14 protein-coding genes are annotated in these 16933 nt (G+C 52.2%); 11 read left to right on the plus strand and 3 right to left on the minus strand.

The genetic code is table 11. The annotated features are described in order from the left end of the window. The first annotated feature begins 179 nt into the window (after nucleotides 1-179). The 3 genes from MKX42_RS05990 to MKX42_RS06000 all read left to right on the plus strand — a co-directional run bounded on the left by MKX42_RS05990 (nucleotide 180) and on the right by MKX42_RS06000 (nucleotide 3828). Nucleotides 180-1151 carry an ABC transporter permease gene (locus tag MKX42_RS05990; protein ID WP_340757626.1) on the plus strand — a complete coding sequence of 324 codons (972 nt, stop codon included), beginning with the start codon at nucleotides 180-182 and terminating at the stop codon, nucleotides 1149-1151. Between the two features lie 36 nt (nucleotides 1152-1187). Continuing rightward, complete coding sequence (locus MKX42_RS05995) at nucleotides 1188-2081, plus strand: carbohydrate ABC transporter permease (RefSeq protein ID WP_036700398.1); 894 nt, start codon at nucleotides 1188-1190, stop codon at nucleotides 2079-2081. Between the two features lie 148 nt (nucleotides 2082-2229). Next, a complete protein-coding gene (locus tag MKX42_RS06000) occupies nucleotides 2230-3828 on the plus strand; it encodes an extracellular solute-binding protein (protein ID WP_340751698.1) in 1599 nt (532 codons plus the stop codon). A gap of 480 nt (nucleotides 3829-4308) precedes the next feature. Here the strand turns inward: MKX42_RS06000 and MKX42_RS06005 are convergent, their stop codons facing one another. The 3 genes from MKX42_RS06005 to MKX42_RS06015 form a co-directional block, all read right to left on the minus strand. Next, nucleotides 4309-4698, minus strand: coding sequence for a hypothetical protein (locus MKX42_RS06005; protein WP_340751699.1), 390 nt, complete (start codon nucleotides 4696-4698; stop codon nucleotides 4309-4311). Nucleotides 4699-4885: 187 nt separating this feature from the next. Next, entirely contained in the window at nucleotides 4886-7126 is a 2241-nt protein-coding gene (locus tag MKX42_RS06010) for a helix-turn-helix domain-containing protein (protein WP_340751700.1), read from the minus strand. 201 nt (nucleotides 7127-7327) lie between these two features. Then, nucleotides 7328-8083, minus strand: coding sequence for an AraC family transcriptional regulator (locus MKX42_RS06015; protein ID WP_340751701.1), 756 nt, complete (start codon nucleotides 8081-8083; stop codon nucleotides 7328-7330). 326 nt (nucleotides 8084-8409) lie between these two features. On the opposite strand from MKX42_RS06015, the gene MKX42_RS06020 reads away from it, so the two are divergent. The 8 genes from MKX42_RS06020 (at nucleotide 8410) to MKX42_RS06055 (ending at nucleotide 16895) form a co-directional block, all read left to right on the plus strand. Continuing rightward, nucleotides 8410-9552: a BMP family ABC transporter substrate-binding protein gene (locus MKX42_RS06020; RefSeq protein ID WP_340751702.1), complete on the plus strand. Its 1143-nt coding sequence runs from the start codon at nucleotides 8410-8412 to the stop codon at nucleotides 9550-9552. Nucleotides 9553-9592: 40 nt separating this feature from the next. Next, a complete protein-coding gene (locus tag MKX42_RS06025; protein ID WP_340751703.1) occupies nucleotides 9593-11155 on the plus strand; it encodes an ABC transporter ATP-binding protein in 1563 nt (520 codons plus the stop codon). Beyond that, nucleotides 11148-12194 carry an ABC transporter permease gene (locus MKX42_RS06030; RefSeq protein ID WP_036700383.1) on the plus strand — a complete coding sequence of 349 codons (1047 nt, stop codon included), beginning with the start codon at nucleotides 11148-11150 and terminating at the stop codon, nucleotides 12192-12194. The genes MKX42_RS06025 and MKX42_RS06030 overlap by 8 nt, the downstream gene beginning before the upstream one ends. Beyond that, nucleotides 12191-13129 (plus strand): ABC transporter permease, encoded by a 939-nt coding sequence (locus tag MKX42_RS06035; protein WP_339251140.1) that lies wholly within the window; start codon nucleotides 12191-12193, stop codon nucleotides 13127-13129. The genes MKX42_RS06030 and MKX42_RS06035 overlap by 4 nt, the downstream gene beginning before the upstream one ends. A gap of 171 nt (nucleotides 13130-13300) precedes the next feature. After that, entirely contained in the window at nucleotides 13301-14257 is a 957-nt protein-coding gene (locus MKX42_RS06040) for a nucleoside hydrolase (RefSeq protein ID WP_340751704.1), read from the plus strand. Between the two features lie 3 nt (nucleotides 14258-14260). After that, the gene (locus MKX42_RS06045) at nucleotides 14261-15664 is read left to right on the plus strand and encodes an ADP-ribosylglycohydrolase family protein (RefSeq protein WP_340751705.1); all 1404 of its coding nucleotides are present in this window, start codon (nucleotides 14261-14263) and stop codon (nucleotides 15662-15664) included. A 279-nt stretch (nucleotides 15665-15943) separates the two neighbouring features. Continuing rightward, nucleotides 15944-16246 (plus strand): RHS repeat domain-containing protein, encoded by a 303-nt coding sequence (locus tag MKX42_RS06050; RefSeq protein WP_340751706.1) that lies wholly within the window; start codon nucleotides 15944-15946, stop codon nucleotides 16244-16246. Between the two features lie 25 nt (nucleotides 16247-16271). Continuing rightward, a complete protein-coding gene (locus MKX42_RS06055) occupies nucleotides 16272-16895 on the plus strand; it encodes a hypothetical protein (RefSeq protein WP_340751707.1) in 624 nt (207 codons plus the stop codon). Nucleotides 16896-16933: the final 38 nt, after the last annotated feature.

Here is a 16933-nt window from a genome sequence, read left to right on the forward strand (position 1 = left end):
GCCGCAGGAGGCTTCTTCTATACTCAGGTCATACATTGGATTTCACGAAGCCGCAGGGTCCATCAAGGGCGGAGGCTTCGTACCCAGTGACGCGGCAACTTATCTATAGGCATAGGAGAGTGAAGGCTTTGAGACACCGCAAACGCAAGACCGGAATGCCGCTTGTCACCCACCTTCCCATGAAGGGAACAAGCAGGCTGTCCCCGCAGCTTGAGTCCGGCACCCGGAAGAAAAGGAAGAAGGGCTTCGTGCATGAGCTGGTCCATAACCGGATTTTGTTCCTGATGCTGCTGCCTACGCTGTTGTTCTTTCTAATTAACTCGTATTTTCCGATGGTCGGGGTCTATTATGCATTCACGCAGTTTGATTTCAATTTCGGGCTGTTCGACGCTCCCTTCGTAGGGCTGAAGAACTTTGAATTCCTCTGGAAGTCCGGCACGCTGGTGAAGCTGACGCTCAATACGATCGGCTACAATCTGGCTTTTATTTTACTGGGGAATGTGCTGGCGATTATCTGTGCGATTCTGCTCAGCGAGCTGCGGGTGAAGTGGTTCAAGAAGCTGACCCAGTCGGTCATGTTCCTGCCGTACTTCGTATCGTTCGTTATCTTAAGCGTTATCGTCTACAATGTGTTCAATTATGATAACGGTTTCTTGAATACGCTGCTGACGCAATTCGGGGCGAATCCGGTGGATGTCTATAATAATCCGGTCATCTGGATTTTCCTGATCATTCTCTTTTATCTCTGGAAAAATCTCGGCTACAGCATGGTTATCTACCTGGCCTCCATCACGGGCATCAGCGAGGAATATTATGAAGCGGCCAAAATTGACGGTGCCCACATTTTCCAGCGGATCTGGTATATCACGGTGCCGATGCTGAAATCGACCTTCGTCATGCTGCTGCTGTTCTCGCTGGGGAGTATTATGAAGGGGCAGTTTGACCTCTTTTACCAGCTGATTGGCAATAACGGGGTGCTGTACAATACAACGGATATTCTGGATACGTACGTGTTCCGCTCGCTCAAGGTGACCTTCGATGTCGGGATGGCAACGGCGGCCGGCCTGTATCAATCGCTGTTCGGCTTCATCCTGATTATGACGGTCAACTATATCATCCGTAAAATAAATGACGATTACGCCTTGTTCTAGATTGTGCGGAACCTGCTGCGGAAGGAGAGAAAGAGCATGCAAATCAAAGACGACTCATACACCAGGCTATTGCAGGGAGTAGCTTATACGGTAATTATACTGGGCTCCTTAGCCTGTCTGATTCCGTTCCTGCTGATTATTTCGGCTTCCTTGACGGCTAATGAGTCCATCATCAAGGACGGGTATCATTTCATCCCGGCGCAGTTCTCGCTGGAGGGCTATAAGACGGTATTTACTTTTCCTGATGAGGTGCTGCGGGCGTATGGGGTGACGCTGTTCACTACGGTGACGGGGACGACGCTGGGATTGTTCTTCATGACAATGGCCGGTTATGTGCTGGCCCGCAAGGATTTCAAATACCGCAATACCTTCTCGTTCTATATTTACTTCACGACCCTGTTCGGCGGGGGGCTGGTGCCCTGGTACATTATGATTACTAAGTATCTGCATCTGACCGATTCTTATGGGGCGTTGATTTTTCCCGGATTGATGACGCCGTTCCTGATTATTCTGATGAAGAATTTCATCCGCTCGGCGGTGCCGGAGGAGCTGTTCGAATCGGCCAAGATTGACGGGGCGGGGGATTTTAAAATATACTGGCGCATTGTGCTGCAGCTCTCGATGCCCGGGATCGCTACGGTAGGCCTGTTCCTTGCTCTGGCTTATTGGAACGACTGGTTCTCCTCGTCGCTGTTCATCAATGATCCGCATAAGTATCAGCTGCAGTTCCATTTGTACAATGTCATCAACTCGGCCTCCTTCATCGCCAATATGGGCGCGGGTACCGGGGTCAGCTTAGGCAGTGATCTGCCTACAGAATCCACGAAGATGGCGATGGCGATTGTGGTCACGGGGCCGATTCTGTTCCTGTATCCGTTCATTCAGCGTTATTTCGTGAAGGGGCTGACGATCGGAGCGGTCAAAGGTTAGAACCGTGTGGCAGATTGTACCTTTACCGTACAGCTGCTATATCGGCTAACATAGAGTCACACACAAGGGCGGTATGCTTCCGGGAGAGAACTGCACGAGGAGCATCAGGGAAGCGCGGGCTTACAACAAATTCTAGGAGGGTTCATTCATGAGAAAGAAAGCAGGCAGACGATCTTTGGTTACGCTTACAACGGGGTTGCTCGCTCTATCGCTCCTGGCCGGCTGCGGCGGGGGGAACAGCAATGGCAACACCGGCAGCGCCGGAAAGGACGGCAACGCAGGCACGGCGGCTGTTACAGAGGGGGCCGCAGCTCCCGCAACGGATACCGGGATCGACACCTCGAAGAAGGTGGAGCTGCAATTCTATATGCTCGGCGATGCTCCTAAGGATCTTCCGGCCATCCAGGCGGAGGTCAACAAAATGGCTGAGGCAGACCTGAACGCCACGGTGAAGTTCAACTTCACCAGCTGGACGGACTGGGATCAGAAGTATAAGCTGCTGCTGTCCTCCGGGCAGGCCATTGATCTGATCTTCACGGCAGACTGGACTCAATATCAATCCTATGCGAAGCGCGGTGCCTTCCTGGCACTGGATGATCTGCTGCCGAAGGCGGCTCCCGAGCTGCAGAAGTTCGTTCCTGAGAAGATGTGGGAGGATGTTAAGGTTGACGGTAAAATCTACACGGTTCCGGCGACCTTCAAGGAGTATGTAACTAACGGGTTCGTCTACCGCGAGGATCTGCGCAAGAAATACAATCTCCCCGAGCCCAAGGACTTGGCCAGCTATGAGGCGTACATGGACGGCATTGTCAAAAACGAGCCGGATATGATGCCGATGTCCCTCAACAGCGATGTGGGCAACAATCTCCATTATATCTACACAGAGCTGCATAAAATGGTCGGAGCGCTGCCGTACGGCATGGGTGTGAAGTATGATTCTCCGTCCACGGTCTACTCCTACTGGGGCTCCGATGAGCAAAAAGAAGAGCTGAAGATGATGAAGCGCTGGGCGGACAAGGGCTTCATACCGAAGAACGTGCTAAACATTAAGGATACGATGCAGGACCCGGTCACTTCAGGTAAAGCGGCCAGTATGTTCGGGGACAACCCTAACCGGTTCAACGATATGAAGATGAAGATCAGTACGACTCATCCGGATTGGGAGCTGGCGTATTCTCCTTTCGGCCTGACAACTGGCTATGCCACCCCTGTACATCCGATTCACAACGGGTTCGCTATTCCGAAGAGCAGCAAGAACCCGGAGCGGGCGCTTGCCTTCTATCAGAAGATGGTGCTGGACAAACGGTATAATCAGCTGACGCAATACGGCATTGAAGGTAAGAACTACACGGTAGAAGACGGCTACTATAAGCTTGTTGGCACCAGTACTTCCAATGGCTTCACTCGTGAGGGCATGAACGGCTGGGCGTGGAGAAATCCGGAGTTCATGCTGTTCGACAAGGGTTTTGACGGGGTTAAGGCGATCTTTGATGAGCTGGATAAAATCCAGAAGCCGGACCTGTTCCTCGGCTTCGCTGAGGACTACAGCTCCTATCAGGCGGAGAAGGCTGCGCTTGAGCAGGTAGAGAAGCAGTACCTGTTCCCGCTGGAGGCCGGACTGGTGGATGATGTGGATAAGGGCCTGGAGACCTTCATGCAGAAGGCCAAGCAGGCGGGCCTGGAGAAGATTCAGGCGGAGTGGACGAAGCAGTGGGAGGCTTATGTTGCTGAGAAGGGTCTAAAATAAAGAGGGGAGCCCCGGGAGCCGAATGGCTTTTGGGGCTTTTTGTGTGCCCGAGGGTGCTGGGGTGGGGCTGGAGCCGAAGTTGGTGCTGGAGTGGCGATGGCGCTTGGGTGGACGCTCCGAAAACGGAACGATGTTCCGATCGCTGTTGTGTCCGGATTTATATTTATTCTACCTTAGCGGTGAAAATCCGGACACAAAGGCGAACGCTCCGCTTCTCCACATTCATTCCGTTTTCTCCGCTGTTTAAGCGCTGGGCACACCTGCGCTAACCCCGGCCCTCTTGCCGCGTCAGCCCCCGGCTTCCGGGGCAGGTGGGGAGAGCAGAAGAGCCCGTCTCCACGAATCTGGAGACGGGCTTGAGGTGAAGCGTACCCTAGCTTCTCCGTGCACACGGAGAAGGGCTTGGTGTTCCACCAAAGCGAATAAAAGAAAGCTTGGTGTTCCACCAAAGCGTTACTGTACCATGGATGATGAAGTGTGCTATCTAGTCAATTCTATGAAAAATTGCTGTAAGTCCAGTTCTGATTTTATATTTTCAATTACGTTTTTCAGTCCAGGGACCCACAGCAGAGTGTCTTGCCGAATATAGTTTAATACTATGGCACAACTCCGTTCAAACTTTTCAATATGCGGACTGTGTTCATTTGTCAAAACATTTCTGACCTCTTCTGCTAAATTCATATAATCTGAGTTAATGTGATCCTGCTTACTAATTTCAGCAGGTTTTAATTTGGACCAAACATAAGCTCCTCCTTCAACAACTGCTTCTGATCCCTCTAAATATTCCAGGAATGAATCCTCATTAATAAATTCATCGATCCGCTTCTCCAGACCTTTGAAAGCTTGAACAAAATTAATAACGTCTTCCAAAAAAGACACCTCCCGGATAAATAAGAAGATATGATTTTTGCTTGCTGCACAATTTCCTCAGTTAGCAAACCAATCTTATGTGATTTTAGTATATCGTGTTATTTAACATTGTTTCAATTGTGAAAATTTTAACAAGTTGAATCTAAACTGGGGCCACGGCCCCAGATCGAAAACTTACAAATGCGATTTATATAGTCCGCAAGCTCTTCAAACGCCGGTAGTCGGTAGGCGTTGTACCGAAGCTGCGCTTGAACATCCGGTGCAGGTAGGAGCTGCTGGTGAAGCCGCAGCGCTCGGCGATGGCGGTGACGGGCAGGTCGGTGTTCTCCAGCAGGGCGCACACTTCGCGCATCCGCACCTCCAGAATGACATCGACGATGCTGTTCATGGTCTGCTGCTTGTAGAGGCGGCTGATATAGATGGGTGACATGTCCAGTTCATCGGCGATCTGGTTCAGGCTCAGATGAGGCTTCATGTAATCCTCATTAATCTTGGCGTTGATCTGGCAGATGAGGTCGTGCTGCTTAGTGTTCTTTTTGCCGGCCAGCTGCTCCTGCAGGGTATGGAAGAGAGCGGCGAAGGCCTCCTCCAGCTCCTCTATCGTCTCGATGGCATCCAGGCTGGGCAGCTCGGCCAACCCATCAATTTGTAAGCGGTTACGTTTTTGGATCGTATTTACGATCTCTCTGACAGTGACACTGAGCCTGGACACGGTTAACTGTGCGGTCTGATAAGGGAAGGCTCCGGTCTCGCGGATCATCGCGCTGAACTGTTCAGCAGCATCGTCGAGCTTGCCGCTTAGCAGCGCATCCGCCAGTTTTTTCTCCTTGTCCGCCGGATAATGATAAGTACTTGAATCTAGCGCACAGATGTCCCGGGCATTCAGGATGCAGCCATGCCCATAGAACAGGCGGTGATTCGACGCCTCGCGGACCTGCTGATAGAGCTGATGCAGCTGGCTGGCATTACGGTCAATATGGCTGTAGGTCAGGGTGAGGCTGATCTTCAGATAGTCGGAGCAGGCTTGCTGAATCTGCCGGAGCAGGGCTTCGATTAGGCCGGTATCCGTATATTCCACGGGATCGATAATGTTCAGCAGCACCAGGATTCCGTCATCGTTCATATCTACGGTCTCCACGCGGTAGGTCTGGCCGCAGATCTCGGAGGCGATGTTCATGATGGCGAACTTGGAGGCCAGCAGATACGAGGAGCGGGCTTCCCGGAATTCCCGGTAACGGTCAATCCGCAGCAGGATCAGCCGGTAATCATCATTGAAGGTGAAATGAATGCCGAGCTGGCGCAGCTTCTCGACCTGCTGCATGGACTGCAGCGGCTTCAGGCCGAGGATCAGGTCCCGCAGTGTATTTTGCCGGATCATGAACATGCTGTCGCGCTTCTCGGTCTCCAGGATATGCATCTCGCTGACAATCCGGTTCATCGGCAGGTAGAGGCTTCTGGACATGATCCAGGAGAGACCTATGCCGGCCACCAGTACAAGACCTGCAATCAGCAGGGTGGTGTTGCGGATGTTGTTGGTCTGCTTCGTAATGATCTCATATGGCGTAATTCGTACATACTGCCAGCTTAGATCGTCCGGTGCTGTATATGAGATCAGTGAGTTCACGCCCCCGAAGGGAGCGATGAAATATCCGGCCTCCCGGCCCTTGATCCGCTGCTCGATGAATCCCGCTTCCTCCGGGGTAAGCTCCTGCTGCTTCAGGCTGTTGCTGGAGCGGAAGGCACCCTGATCATCCAGAATATAGGTCGCGCTGGTGGAATCCGCCGGGCTGGCGATCTCTTTGTTAATCCACGGAGCCGAAATGTTGACAATCACCGCTGAATTAATCGCCCGGTCCCAGCCGATGGCATCCAGACACAGGAAGGTATAGGCACGGACCTGATCGTTCTCCTGGGCGCCGTTGGAATAGACCCTGGGAATTGGGGTGAACGCCTTATAGTTCTGATAGTGGCTCAGGATATCCAGAATGGAGGTATCGACCAGCTCCTTTTCGGTGTACACGCCGTTCTGGCCATGGGAGGAGGCAACATACAGCTGCCCGCCCTTGGGATTATATACATAGATGGATTCGATATAAGGCATGGAGCTTAGATAGTTGCCCAACTCTGACATGGCGGCGGTGACATCATAGATGTCCGGCTTATCGTAGAACACGATTTTGGAGATGGTACTGTTGCGGTAGATTTGAAAAGAAAGCGATTGCGCAGCATCCGTCATGTTCACGACCTCCCGGCTGGTCTGTGTGAGGTTGCCGAGGTCGGACTGGAAGGTCTGTTTCTTTTCTACGCCGATATAGTAATTGTAATAAATGATGGTGGAGACCAGAAAGGTTAAGGATACGCAAAGCGTTATGCTCACTAGCAGTCTGCTGTACAGTGCCCGTTGATTGCCGATCTTGTTCAGTCTCATCCAAGTAGCCCCCCTGACTCACTGTGTATTTTTGCGGGTACCGTCCTTTGTCTTAAATGTTCATAGTACGATTATAAGCTCCAGCCTATGAACAGGACAGTGGAACAAGCTTACAACAGTGAACAGGCCGGACCCCTGCACAGTGAACAAATACAAGATTCGTGTACAAAAGCTACTTGTTAGTCGGGATGGGACTATTCCCTATATCACTCTGCTCTGTATGCGGAAGGTGCGCGGGGAGAGGCCAATCTCCCTTTTGAACATATTGCAGAACTGGGCGTCGTTGACGAATCCGGCTGCAGCCGAGACCTCGGAAATATGCATTTGGCTGTGCAGGAGGAGCGACTTGGCATAATCCAGGCGTTTTAGTAAAAGATAACGGTGGGGAGAGTGCATGAACCGCTCCTTGAACAGATGCCGGAAGCGGTCGTAGCTGTAGCCGGACATCTCTGCCAGCGAAGCCACCGAGAGCTTGTGGCGGTAATGCTCGTCCATATAATTGAGCACATACTGCATCTGATCCTCTGCCGGGGAATGGAAACCGGAGGCGCTGAGCAGTCGCTGGAGATAGACGGTAATTTCACTCATCTGCAGATTCAGCAGCTCGCTGAACCCGTCGCGCTTGCGCTTGAACTCGGCGCTCATCCGCTGCAGGGTCTGTAGTACTGTGTGCTCTTTATCGTCGTCAAACACACCGGACAGCGAATTAATCACCGGATTGCCGCAGTGAAAGCCGACGAACAGCACCTCCGGGCTGGGCTGATGATTCTCGTCATGCTTGAAGCCTGCCGGAATGAGGGCGAAGGTAGAGGGCCGGAAGTGATAGCTGCGCTGGCCGATGCTGCAAGTACCCTGGCCATGGATATAATAGACAAGCTCGAAGCACTCATGCTGGTGCGGAGGGATGTAGGTACCCGCTTCATGTTCTGCATTTACAATATATAGGACACGATCCATGATGAGCCTCCTTTGAACGTCATTTAGCCGAATCGTACAAAAACATGACCGAAAATATATAAATATTTATGTTTTCATTTGATATGATCTTATCAATAAAACCGAAGATTCTCAACTGGACTGGCCATCTTGTTCGGATATTTTACGGTTTTTTAGCGAAATGTAACATGAAATGTTTGGTTTTCAGAGTAAATCGCTTATTTTCAGAATTTCAACAGTCGCTTATTCATGCTGCCCGATTCGAAGGGACCAACAAAACGTGTAATTGGGATTTTATGCTATTCAGCAGGGTGGATCTATTACAAATAGGGGTGTGAACTTAGAAAATGAAAAAGAAAATGCTCACTTTAATGTTACTGGCAGTTATGGTACTGGTCGCTGCATGCGGGAACAACAAGTCCGGGAACGGGAATGGTGCGACAGCAACTCCGGGAACGGATGCGGAAGGCGGCGGCGCGGCTGCGGGGGACAAGCTCAAGGTAGTGCTGCTAATTCCGGGGACGCTGGGGGACAAGTCGTTTTTTGATGCGGCGAACAATGGTCTGCAGAAGGTGAAAAGCGAGCTTGGCGCAGAAACGAAGGTTGTGGAAATGGGCGCTGACAAGACGAAATGGGAGCCGACTTTTAATGATATCGCTGCTGAGGATTGGGATGTTGTCATCTCCGGCGGCTCGGAAATTACAGAAATGTTCAATGCAACGGCTGAAGCGAATCCTGATAAAAAATTCATCAACTATGATACTGACATCGAGGAAGCGCCTGCCAATATGTACAATATGTCTTACTCGACCAATGAGGTCTCCTTCCTGGCCGGAGCGGCTGCGGCGCTTGCTACCCAGTCCGATATGCCTAATGCCAATAAGGACAATGTGATCGGATTCCTGGGCGGAATGGACATTCCCGGCATCAATGCCTTCCTGGTTGGTTACATTCAGGGAGCGCAGTATGTGGATCCGGAAGTGAAGGTAGCTGTCTCTTATGCCGGAGATTTCGTAAACCCTGCCAAGGGCAAGGAATTGTCGCTGATCCAGTATAACTCGGGCGTGGATATTATCTTCAACGTGGCGGGCGGTACGGGCCTTGGTATCTTCGATGCAGCGAAGGAAAAGAACAAATATGCAATCGGCGTCGATTCTGACCAGGCGATGCTGTTGAAGGATACGGATAGTGCGAAGGCCAACCTGATCGTTACTTCCGCGATTAAAAAGATCGATTCCGCCATCCTTGGTGCAGTGAAGAAACTGCAGGACGGCACGCTTGAAATGGGTAAACGCGATGTGCTTGGCTTTGTCGAAGACGGCGTAGGCATTGCCGAGAACGAGATCTACAAGGCGGCATTCCCGGCGGAATTGCAGACCAAGATTGAAGAAGTGAAGCAGAAGCTGATCAATAAGGAAATTAAGGTGGATAACGCAATGGGTATGGAGACTTCTGAAGTGGAAGCCATCCGTAATGCCGTTAAACCTTAAGGACATGAATAAAACTTTGGTTGAAAGGCGTTGATGACCCATGGCAAATGCTCTGCTGGAAATGCGGGGAATCACCAAAGTGTATCCGAACGGTGTGGTTGCCAACAAGGATGTTGAGTTCTCTCTGCGCGAAGGCGAGATCCATGCGATTGCGGGGGAGAACGGAGCCGGTAAATCGACTCTGATGAAAATTATGTTCGGAATGGAGAGCCCGAGCGAAGGCGGGCTCTATATCCGGGGAGAGCAAGTGAAGCTGCAGTCCCCGCAGGACGCAATTGACCGCGGCATTGGTATGGTGCATCAGCATTTCATGCTGGTGCCTTCTTTTACGGTGGCGGAGAATATGGTGCTGGGAATGGAGCCGAAGAAGGGCGTGGGCTTCAATTATGCAGAGGCTGTACGTCTGACGGAAGCAACTGCACGTAAATATAATCTCTCGGTGAATGCCAAGGCGAAGGTGGAGGACCTGAGCGTCGGCATGAAGCAGAAGGTGGAAATTCTGAAGGCACTGGTGCGCGGGGCCAAGATACTCATCCTCGATGAGCCGACAGCGGTGCTGACTCCGCAGGAGACGGAGGAACTGTTCCATGAACTGCAGCAGCTCAAGGAGCAGGGACACACAATTGTGTTCATCTCGCACAAGCTGAAGGAGGTCAAGGCCATCTGTGACCGGATTACCATCATGCGCGGCGGCCGGAGTGAAGGCGTCTTCGAGACCAAGGAAGTAACGGAGCAGGAGATTTCGCGGCTGATGGTGGGCCGGGATGTGGTGCTGAAGTATGACAAAAGCGATCTTCCCTACGGCAAGCCGGTGCTTGCGGTGGAAGGGCTGAGCGTCTCAGACAGCCAGGGCAAAGCGCTGCTCTCCGAGATCAGCTTCTCGGTCCGTGAAGGCCAGATTGTCGGCATCGCCGGCGTTGAAGGGAACGGACAGACGCAGCTGATCGAGGCGCTGACCGGCGGCCTGCGCGGGGTTGGCGGCAGCGGGTCGGTACAGGTGAAGGGGAAGGATATCCGTGAGCTGGATATTCTGGACATCCGCAACCTGGGAGTATCCTATATCCCTGAGGACCGGATGCGCCAGGGCTCTGCCGGAGAAGCCAGCATTGCCGACAACCTGATCTCCACGCGCTACCGCCAGAAGGATATGAATAAAGGGCCATTTCTGCACGGGTCCAGAATTGCTGCGCTGGCCTCTGCGCTGGTGGAGGAATTCAAGGTGCGGTGCTCCGGTCCGCAGCAGCCAATCGGCATGCTGTCCGGCGGTAACATGCAGAAGGTGGTCGTAGCCAGGGAGTGCTCCACGAATCCGCAGCTGCTGATCGCTGAGCAGCCGACCCGGGGTGTTGATATCGGGGCTGCCCAGTTCATTCACCAGAAGCTGCTGGAGCTGCGTTCGGCGAACTGTGCGACGCTGCTGGTATCGGCAGATCTGAATGAAATTCTGGAGCTGAGCGACAGTCTTCTCGTGATGTATGAGGGCCAGATTGTTGCCTATTTCGAACATCCGTCAGCAGTCGGTGAGGAAGAGCTGGGGCTCTACATGCTGGGAATTAACCGGCAGGACAAAGAGCAGACCGGGAGGGCCGCAAATCATGTTTAAAGTCAAATATTTCGAGGCGATCCGCACAGCGGCGGTCATCGTCATTGCACTTATTATCGCGTTCCTGATCATCTCGCTGGTCAGTGACCACCCGGTGAAGACGATCGGAATCTTCCTCTGGGAGCCGTTGTCCACGAAGGGCCATATCGGCAACGTCATTGAAATGGCGATCCCGCTGATGTTCACCGGTCTTGCGGTCTCTCTGCTGTTCCGGGCCAATATGTTCAACCTGGGGGCAGAAGGAATCTTTTATTTCTCCGGAGTGGTGACTACTGCACTGGCGATTCATCTCAGCCTGAACAGCTGGTTCCATCCGGTAGTGGCGATTCTTGCAGGCTCCATCGTGGGGGCGCTGCTCTCGGCCATCCCCGGTATTCTCAAGGCCAAGTGGAATGCGAATGAGCTGGTGACCTCTCTGATGTTCAATAACATCCTGTTCGGGGTGGGGCTGTACCTGCTGAACTATCATCTGCGGGATGCTAAGGCGTTTGCCAACGTTTCTTTTAAATTTGAGAAAACGGCCCAGCTCAGCAAGCTGTTTGCAGGGACGCGGATTCACACCGGACTTATTATTGTGCTGGTGCTTATCGTACTGGCCCATCTGTTCCTCTACAAGACCAAATGGGGCTACGAGCTGCGGATGACCGGGGTTAACCGGGATTTCGCCCGTTATTCGGGGATGAAGACGGCCAAGGTGATCATTCTGGTCCATCTGATCGCCGGGTTCATTGCCGGTATGGGCGGCTCGGTGGAGGTGCTCGGGATGTACAGCCGGTTTCAGTGGACCTCCTTGCCGGGCTACGGTATGGATGGTGCTCTGGTGGCCATGCTGGCCAAGAATAATCCGTTCTCCGTCATTGTCTCGGCGCTCTTCCTGGCCTATATCCGCATTGGCGCCGATATGATGTCACGCCTTTCCGATGTGCCGTCCGAGATGATCTCAATTATCCAGGCTGTCATTATTCTGCTGATATCCGCTGAGCAGTTCCTCAAGTTCTGGAAGAACCGCATGCTGCTGAAGGAGGCGAAGGAAGCATGAACAGTCTGCTGAATGTCATACTGACCACGGATTTTGCCTTCTCTGTCCTGCGTGTAACCACGCCTATACTGTTCGCTGCACTGGGGGCGCTGATCTCGAACCGTGCCGGAATTATCAACATCGGAATGGAAGGGATCATGCTGGTCTCGGCGCTGGCCGGGGTTATCGTGAGTGCCTACACGCAGAGTGCCTGGGTGGGGCTGCTTGGGGCGGTGCTGTCGGGAACGCTGATTGCGGGGATTCTGGCTTTTTTCACCTTAAAATTCAAGACCCATATTATTCTCGGCGGGGTGGCGATCAATATGTTCGCTTCCGGCGGTACGGTCTTTATTCTGTATCTGCTGAGCGGGGACAAAGGATCTTCCACCTCCTTAGCGAGTAAAGTGCTGCCGAGTATAGATATTCCGCTCCTGCAGGATATTCCGGTACTGGGCCCGATTCTGTCGGGGCACCACATTCTGACGTATTTCTCTATACTGTCAGTGCTCGTAGTCTACTATCTGCTCAACCGTACACCGCTGGGACTGCGAATCCGCTCTGTGGGCGAGAATCCGCATGCTGCCCAGTCAGTAGGTGTCAGTGTGGTCCGCATTCAGTACAGCGCGCTGCTGCTCAGCGGCTTCTTCGCCAGTCTGGGCGGAGCCTATATGTCGATGGGCTACCTGTCGCTGTTCACCCGTGATATGATCGCCGGCCGGGGGTGGATTGCCATTGCCGCTGAATCCATGGGCCGCAGCACCACCGTGGGCACAGCGCTAACCTCACTGCTCTTCGGCGCAGCTGACGCGCTCTCCAATGCTCTGCAGGTGCTGAAGATTCCGGCGGAGCTGATCGCTACGCTGCCTTATGTGGCAACGGTGATCGGTCTGATTATCTACGCCATCTCGGAGACACGGAAGAAGAATAAGAAGCTGAAGGCTACTATTACGAAATAAACCAGGTAGATAAGACGCACGAAAGAAATTAACGAAAAGCAAAAAGAAGCGGTCTGGTGACAACAGCGGCCGGAAGTCCAAATGTTCACCGCAGTGACGACCAAGCTTGGAGTTCAACTCTTAAGTGCGTCTTATCTAGCCACTCACAACTAATACAAGGGAGCGACAACGATGCCAACACCTATCATTATTGATTGCGATCCGGGGCATGACGACGCGATTGCCATTCTGCTTGCGCTGGCACATCCGGGAGAGCTGGATATCCGGGGGATTACGACCGTTGGCGGTAACCAGGTTCTGGATAAAATTACCGACAACGCACTCAAGATTCTCAGCTTTGTAAATGCAGATATTCCAGTAGCCAAGGGCGCGGCGGCGCCGCTGCTGGGCAAGCTTGTGACCGGGGAAGAAGCCCACGGGGAGTCCGGCATGGACGGCCCGGCGCTGCCGGCGAGCAAGTTCAAGCCCGTAGAGCAAGGGGCAGTGGAATTCATGCTGGAGATTATCCGCGCTTCGGAAGAGAAGATCACCCTGGTGCCTACCGCTCCGCTGACGAATATCGCCCTGCTGATTACCGCTTACCCGGAAGTGAAGGAGCGGATCGAGAAGATCTCTCTTATGGGCGGCGGACTGGCTTACGGCAACGTGACCCGTACAGCGGAGTTCAATATTTATGTGGACCCGGAGGCGGCGCGGATCGTTTTTGAATCCGGTATTCCAATTGTTATGAGCGGACTGGATGTGACGGATAAGGCAGCGATCTTCGAAGAGGAAATTCAGGAGCTTAAGACGCGTGGCCCCGTGTCCGTTATGGTCGGCGAGCTGCTGGATTTCTATTCGATCTACGGGAAGAAAATGGGCTTTGTCGGCAATGCACTGCATGACCCTTGCGCCATTGTCTGGTTGCTGCACCCGGAGCTGTTCGAATCCGAGCACCTGTATGTAACGGTAGAGACCGAAGGCAAGCTTACCCGCGGCATGACCGTGGCCGACCGCCGCAAGAAGCCGGACCAGCCTGCGAATACGGAGGTGCTGCTTGGGGTGGACCGCGAAGCCTTCATCAAGCTGCTATTTGATTCGTTGGACCGGTTAGACCGGCAGCTGGAGTCACCGGCTGGAGAATCTTAGCAGATGGCCGGCTGGGAACGTCTGCAGGAGACGGTAAGGTTCGAGCTGCAGCAGCGGATCGAGGAAGGCTGCCAGCCGGGCAGCCTGGCGGAGAAGCTGGATGCAGCCGGGAGCGATGAAGACAAGCTGATGGAGATATACCGGGAGCTGATGGCACTTCCCGTGGACGGGGGCTTCCCTTACCAGGAGCCGTCGGATCTGGAAGCGATCAGACGGCTTCGCCCGGAGGGTCCGCGCAAGCTTGCGGTGGACTGGACGCCGGACCAGTGGCGGGACCGGTTCTACGGCGCGTGGCTCGGCCGCAGTGTCGGCTGTGCGCTGGGCAAGCCGCTGGAATACTGGGATTACCTGTATGGGAAGGATGGCCGGACCGGCTGGGAGAATATCGAGCTATGGTTCCGCGGTGCGGATGCTTGGCCGATTACAGGCTATACTCCTGAGTATTCCACGGCACGCGAGGAATATGGCCTCGGCTTAAGCGATTGGTCATTCACCAGCACGCGTGAGAAAATCAGCTACATGGAGAGCGATGATGATATCCGTTATACCGTGCTTGGCCTGATCCTGCTGGAGCAAAAAGGACTGAACTGGGATTCCTGGGATATCGGCAAGCTGTGGCACGGGCACCTGACCTACAGTCAGGTCTGCACGGCGGAAACGCAGAGCTATATGAACTTTGCTCAGGAGACCTCCCATCTGCACGGGGAGAAGCCGGCGGATTGGCCGGTGCGGCAAGAACGGGTACGGATGCATCTGAATCCGTACCGGGAATGGATCGGTGCCGCAATCCGCGCGGATGCCCTCGCTTATGGAGCGGCCGGACATCCCGAGCTGGCTGCAGAGCTGGGCTGGCGGGATGCTTCCTTCTCGCATGTGAAGAATGGAATCTACGGCGAGATGTTCAATGCCGCGATGATTTCAGCGGCGTTCGCAGGCCTCAGCAATCAAGAGATTGTGCAGATCGGCCTGAGTGAGATTCCGCAGACGAGCAGATTGGCTAAGGATGTGCTGCGGGGCGTAGAAATTGCACAGCAGGCAGGCAGTGAGCGTGAACTGGTCAGCACCCTCTGGAACGAGTTCAGCCATTACGACCCGGTGCATACGAACAACAACGCTGCCATTGTGGCCGCCTCGCTGATCTACGGCGGTGACGACTTCGAGAAAACGGTGGTGACCTCCGTATCAGCCGGAATGGATACCGACTGCAACGGGGCCACCGTCGGCTCCATCATGGGAGCGAAGCTGGGTGCTGCCAAGCTGCCGGTCCAATGGACCGCACCGCTGAACGATTTGCTGTATGCGGATCTGCCGGGCTTCCACCCGATCGCCATTTCTGAGGTCGCGGAGCGGAGCTATCAGGTGTTTTTGAAGCTGCGGGCGGAGCTTGGGGAAGAGAAACAGGGATAATACAGCTACTAATTATATTTGAGCGCTTTTTATGAAGTCGCCTCGCACCGGATGTTTCCAAGGGGAAACATCCGGTGTGATTGGGCGGCTTTTTTGTTGTTTTTTAGTATTCAAAGGCTGCAATCTTGCCATCCTATCAGTAGTTTTTTCTTAATAGATTCTGCCTAAATATATTTATTTCCAAATGTTGATTTTTGTTGTATCATGCGAAAATAAAGACTTTTATTAAAATAATATTAAATTAAGATTAAAATTTACTTAAAAAAGGGGGCCTGTTAAATGCGAAATAAGTTGAGGATGTACATATTTACTTTATTAACAATTCTGTTGAGTATGGGTACTGCAAATTCTATTGCAGAGGCTGTGAGTTTTAGCTCATCAGGTACATATGTTTATGATGTCAACGGAAGAATTGTTACTTTTATGTCGAAAGATGACACAACTATTTCTTATCAATATGATCGAAACGGCAATTTGCTCAAAAAGGTTCCTGTACAGATTCTCGGCTATATGGATTCTCCATCTACCATCTACCATCGAAATAAGCTCCCCTTATGTGCATGTGAAAGGATGGTACCTTAGTGACAATGGAGTGGAGAGTATCAAAGTGTTCGTTAACAATGAATACAAAGGGATGGCAACTTACGGAGATAGCAGAGAAGATGTTTACAATGCATATCCGAAATTTAATAATCACAATTCAGGCTATCATTTCGATACCGTGCTTTCTAACATAACACAGTCATTTAATATTAAGGTTGTTATTAGGGACACACGTGGAGTCGAGACCTATTATGAAAAAACGGTTAATTACAAAAAATTGTCCCCAATAGGGTACTTAGATTCACCGACAGAAGGACAGAATTTGGTCTTTTATGGCGCTGAACCCAGCACAAGTCCTGATAATCAAATTACAATTTCGGGATGGTATTTGGATATGGCATCTGTTAAGAGCCTTTCTGTTTATATAGATAACTCGTTAAAATACTCAGGAACAATAAATCGTAATTCCAGATTGGATGTGTACAATGTCTATCCTCAGTATGGCGATAAGAACTCTGGCTTTCAGGTCACTGTGCCTAAACCAACGGTCACTTCAAAGTACTATGGAAAGACAGTAAATTACACGCTCAAAGTGGTCATTGAGAACAGTATGGGAGAGCAAATGGTCTGGGTTCGAAATATCAAAATATTCTATGAAAATCCTAACGATCCGAGTACTTGGACTTAAATGATCATCTCGTTGAGGTGAAAGAGAAAGGCGACAGC

Source organism: Paenibacillus sp. FSL R7-0204, from assembly GCF_038002225.1.
Classification (GTDB): domain Bacteria; phylum Bacillota; class Bacilli; order Paenibacillales; family Paenibacillaceae; genus Paenibacillus_AQ.